Origin of the sequence: Chitinophaga sp. (genome assembly GCF_035564935.1) — a bacterium.
Lineage (GTDB): Bacteria > Bacteroidota > Bacteroidia > Chitinophagales > Chitinophagaceae > Chitinophaga.
This window is the reverse complement of the sequence record NZ_DATMTE010000500.1, coordinates 1-4,577: the sequence shown is the minus strand read 5'-3', so window position 1 is coordinate 4,577 and position 4,577 is coordinate 1. Positions and strand designations below refer to the sequence as shown.

Sequence of the window (4,577 nt, the reverse complement as noted above, 5' to 3'; positions counted from 1 at the left end):
ATTTAAATTGTTCGTTTTTGATACAAATGGTGTTCATATACGTACCCCGTTGTACGTTCATCATATTTATCTTTCCTGCCACCAATTAATTATTACTTTCGTGAATCTGTAAATTCACGAATCATCAAATGTTTATAAGACGATCTACCGCACTGGTTATAATTTTACTGGCAGTATTGCGTTTACCCGCATTGGCACAACCTTCACCTGTATGGAATGCCGCTGATATAAAACTGCAACTGAAGAAGCTGGATACGCTTGGAAGTGTATTATACATTGCCGCCCATCCTGATGATGAAAACACCCGTTTGCTTGGCTACCTGGCAAAGGAAAAGCTGTATCGCACGGGTTACCTGTCGCTCACCCGCGGCGATGGCGGACAAAACCTGGTAGGGAACGAGCAGTCGGAATTGCTGGGGCTGATCCGTACACAGGAGCTGCTGGCTGCCCGCCGGATTGATGGAGCGGAACAGTTTTTTACCCGTGCCCAGGATTTCGGATTTTCTAAAAACCCGCAGGAAACATTTACTATCTGGAACAGGGAGCAGATTTTGGGAGATGTAGTATATATGATCCGTAAATTCCAGCCGGATGTGATCATTTGCCGCTTCCCGGCAGATAGCCGCGCCGGACACGGGCATCACACCGCATCGGCCATGCTGGCGGAAGAAGCGTACAGCGCCGCCGCTGACCCCAAGCGTTTCCCTGAGCAGCTTAAACTGGTGAAACCATGGCAGGCAAAACGCATCCTCTGGAACACCTTCAGTTTTGGCAGTATCAACACCACGTCCGACGATCAGTTTAAGATAGATGTAGGCGCTTTCAACCCGCTGCTTGGAAAGGGCTTTGGAGAAATAGCCGCTGAAAGCCGCTCCCAGCACAAAAGCCAGGGATTTGGCGTAGCCGCTTCCCGTGGCAGCTCGCAGGAATACTTTCTTACCATCAAAGGCAACACGCCTAAAAGGAGTTTGCTGGATGATATCAATACCAGCTGGACAAGAGTACCCGGTGGCAATAAAATAGGCGCGCTCGTAGACGCTGCGCTAGCGGCATATAACATGGAAGATCCCGCAGCTTCTGTACCAGCCCTGCTGGAAATACGCGGCGCCATCCAGGCTTTGCCCGATGGCTACTGGCGTAACCTGAAGCTGAAAGAAACCGAACAACTGATCTATGCCTGCGCCGGCCTGTGGGCAGAAGCCTACAGCACATCGCCCACTGTAGTGCCAGGCGCCAATATGGAAGCTACCGTACAATTGATCAACAGGGGCCCGGTAAAAATTACACTCGATAAAATAGAGCTGCCCGGCAATACCAATGCCGGAGAGCAGCAAGCACTGGCCTTCAACAAATTCACCAGCATTTCCAAAACGCTGCAGGTGCCAGTTAATACCCCGGAATCGCAGCCTTATTGGCTGGCGGAGCCTCACCCGGTAGGCACTTACATTATCAACGATCCGTTGCTGGTGGGCAACCCGGAAAATATTCCTGTATTGCAGGCGCAGATCCATCTTACCATCGGCGGTCAGTCCTTTACTATTGCGCGCCCGCTGCAATATAAATATACTGACCCTGTTAAGGGAGAGCTGTACCAGCCACTGGTAATAGCTCCGCCGGTAGTGGCAGACCTCAGCAACCAGGTATATATTTTCACCGATAGCAAAGCACAATCCATACCGGTGAAGCTCCGCGCCATGGCAGATAATACCCAGGGCACCGTGCGCCTGCAGTTACCCGCCGGGTTCAGCGATGGCAACAGCCAGCCGTTCAGCCTGAAACAAAAAGGAGATGAAGTGGAACTGCGCTTTGATATCAAACCGGTAAAAGGCGTAGCGGAAAATCATGCGGATACTTTTACCGTAGTAATGACCTGTAACGGTAAGGAATATACGCAAAGCCTGCAGCAGATCCGGTACGATCATATCCCGCTGATCACATTGTTCCCGCCGGCACAGGCAAGGCTGGTGTCCGTGAACCTGAAACATAATGGTAACCGGCTTGGATATATCCCCGGAGCCGGTGATATGGTGGCGGCATCGCTGCGCCAGGTAGGATACGATGTAACAGAACTGGGAGAGAAGGAGATCATGAGCGGCAACCTGCAACAGTATGATGCGATCATCACAGGGGTGCGGGCCTATAACGTAAACGCACGTATGAAATACTGGCAGCCCAAACTGATGGAATATGTGAACAACGGCGGCAAGCTGGTGATCCAGTATAATGTGAATGGTCCGCTGGTAACAACAGACCTTGGACCCTATCCGTTCAGCCTGTCGCGCGACCGTGTAACGGATGAAAATGCACCCGTTACTTTCAACGATCCGAAAGACCCGGTACTGCATTATCCCAACGAAATTAGCGAGGCGGATTTTAACGGCTGGGTGCAGGAGCGCGGGCTGTATTATACGGCTAATGCCGATAAGGCGTACGACAAGCCTTTCAGCATGCACGACAAAGGCGAATCGCCGCTCAGCGGATCCACGCTGGTAGCGCATTATGGCAAAGGATGCTATGTGTACACCGGCTTATCCTTTTTCAGGCAGCTGCCTGCCGGTGTGCCGGGGGCATACCGTTTATTTGTAAACCTGATTTCTGTAAAATAGTGGCTGTAAGATAATGAGTAAGAAAAATCAAGAAAACCGTCCCAGGCTGAAGATCGCTGCCGGCTTCTGTATTATCCTCGGCTTGCTGATCGGATTTACTATCAAGCGCGTGCAGGTGGGATTGATCATTGGTATTGCACTGGGACTGCTTACCAGCAGTATGTGGACTAAAAGTAATTCAAACGATTAGACTATGGCAGATAACCTGCAGGAAGAAAAACCACCGTTGTTTCCATCATGGGGATGGTGGTATGCTTTGGTAATAGCCTGGCTGCTGTTACTGATCATGCTCTTCTACTTATTCACCAAAACATTTTCATGAGCCCTTTAGATTGGATGGTACTGGTTGGTACCCTCACTATAATCATATGCTATGGCGTCTGGAAAAGTCGTGGCCAGCGAAACATGGAAAGTTATTTCCTGGATAACCAGTCTATGCCCTGGTATATCATCCTGCTGTCTATCATCGGTACCCAGGCAAGTGCTGTTACCTTTATATCAGCGCCCGGCCAGGCCTATACAGACGGGATGCGCTTTGTGCAATATTACTTCGGCTTGCCCCTGGCGATGGTAGTGCTTTGTATTACGTTTGTTCCCATCTTTCATAAGCTGAAAGTATATACGGCCTATGAATTTCTGGAACAGCGTTTCGATCTGAAAACGCGTACCCTTGCGTCATCACTGTTCCTGATCCAAAGGGGATTATCTACCGGCATCAGTATCTGTGCACCTTCTATCATATTATCTTCCTTACTTGGCTGGAACCTGTACTGGACAAACATGATCATGGGCGGGCTGCTGATCATTTACACGGTGGCGGGTGGTACCCGTGCGGTGGCGTATACACAAACGTTTCAGCTCACCATTATTTTCGGCGGTATGTTCCTGGCAGGATGGATGGTAGTGCACCTGTTGCCTGCGGATATAGGGCTGAAGCAGGCATTGCAGGTATCCGGCAAAATGGATAAGCTGAATGTGATTGTTACAAAATTCGACTGGAAAGATAAATACAATATATGGAGTGGTGTGATAGGGGGCTTCTTCCTGGCATTATCGTACTTTGGTACGGACCAGTCGCAGGTGGGCCGCTACCTTACCGCCAAGTCGGTGAAGGAGAGCCGTATGGGGCTGCTGATGAATGGCCTGGTGAAAGTGCCTATGCAATTCCTGATCATGCTCATAGGCGCGCTGGTATTTGTGTTTTACCTGTATTTCCGTGCGCCCATTTTCTTTAATGAAGCGCAACTGGCAAGGATCCATAAAACAGAACAGGGGCCGGCTTTACTGAAATTGGAAGACCGGTACAATGCACTGGGCTCGTTAAAACAGCAGCAGGTAAAGGACCTGGCGGCAGCGCTGGAAACGGATAACAGCGCCCGCATTGCTTCCGCCAAAAAAGCATTGCAGCAAACTGATGATCAGTCGCAGGAAGTAAGAACAGCAGCATTGTCGCTCATAAAAGATGCGGATCCAACAGCAGACACCAATGACACCAATTACATATTCCTTCATTTCGTGGTGAACAGTTTACCGAAAGGATTGGTAGGGTTGCTGATCGCCATCATTTTCCTGGCGGCCTGGGGCAGTATTGCGGCCGCATTAAATTCGCTGGCGTCTACCACCGTTATTGATGTGTACAAGCGGTTATATAATGCGCATGCTACGGAAGAACACTATCTCAGAATATCAAAACTATGGACGTTGATCTGGGGTGTGTTCTGTATTGTGGTGGCGCAGTTTGCCGGTAGTCTTGGCAGTTTGATAGAAGTGGTGAATATACTGGGCTCCTGGTTTTATGGGGTGATACTTGGCATTTTCCTGGTCGCTTTTTACCTGAAGCGGGTAGGAGGCGCTGCTACTTTCTGGGCGGCCATCATCGCGGAAGTGGCTGTTCTGGTAATTTACTGGACGGGCACAGTATCTTTCCTGTGGCTCAATGCCATTGGCTGCCTCCTGGTGTTATTGCTCGGC

At 49.9% G+C, this 4,577-nt stretch carries 4 protein-coding genes; all 4 read left to right on the top strand.

Translation table 11 applies throughout. The features are described 5' to 3' along the window. Nucleotides 1-128: 128 nt before the first annotated feature. Nucleotides 129-2,606, top strand: coding sequence for a PIG-L family deacetylase (locus tag VN105_RS12780; RefSeq protein WP_325641433.1), 2,478 nt, complete (start codon nucleotides 129-131; stop codon nucleotides 2,604-2,606). A gap of 13 nt (nucleotides 2,607-2,619) precedes the next feature. Then, the gene (locus VN105_RS12775) at nucleotides 2,620-2,796 is read left to right on the top strand and encodes a hypothetical protein (protein WP_325641431.1); all 177 of its coding nucleotides are present in this window, start codon (nucleotides 2,620-2,622) and stop codon (nucleotides 2,794-2,796) included. A gap of 3 nt (nucleotides 2,797-2,799) precedes the next feature. Further along, nucleotides 2,800-2,928: a hypothetical protein gene (locus VN105_RS12770; RefSeq protein ID WP_325641429.1), complete on the top strand. Its 129-nt coding sequence runs from the start codon at nucleotides 2,800-2,802 to the stop codon at nucleotides 2,926-2,928. Continuing rightward, the coding region (locus VN105_RS12765) for a sodium:solute symporter (protein WP_325641427.1) at nucleotides 2,925-4,577 on the top strand (1,653 nt) is incomplete at its 3' end. The genes VN105_RS12770 and VN105_RS12765, both read left to right, overlap by 4 nt.

Bases quoted from the DNA above. Each gene is read 5' to 3' on its own strand.
- VN105_RS12780 (WP_325641433.1), top strand. From the start codon at position 129: ATGTTTATAAGACGATCTACCGCACTGGTTATAATTTTACTGGCAGTA.
- VN105_RS12775 (WP_325641431.1), top strand. From the start codon at position 2,620: ATGAGTAAGAAAAATCAAGAAAACCGTCCCAGGCTGAAGATCGCTGCC.
- VN105_RS12770 (WP_325641429.1), top strand. From the start codon at position 2,800: ATGGCAGATAACCTGCAGGAAGAAAAACCACCGTTGTTTCCATCATGG.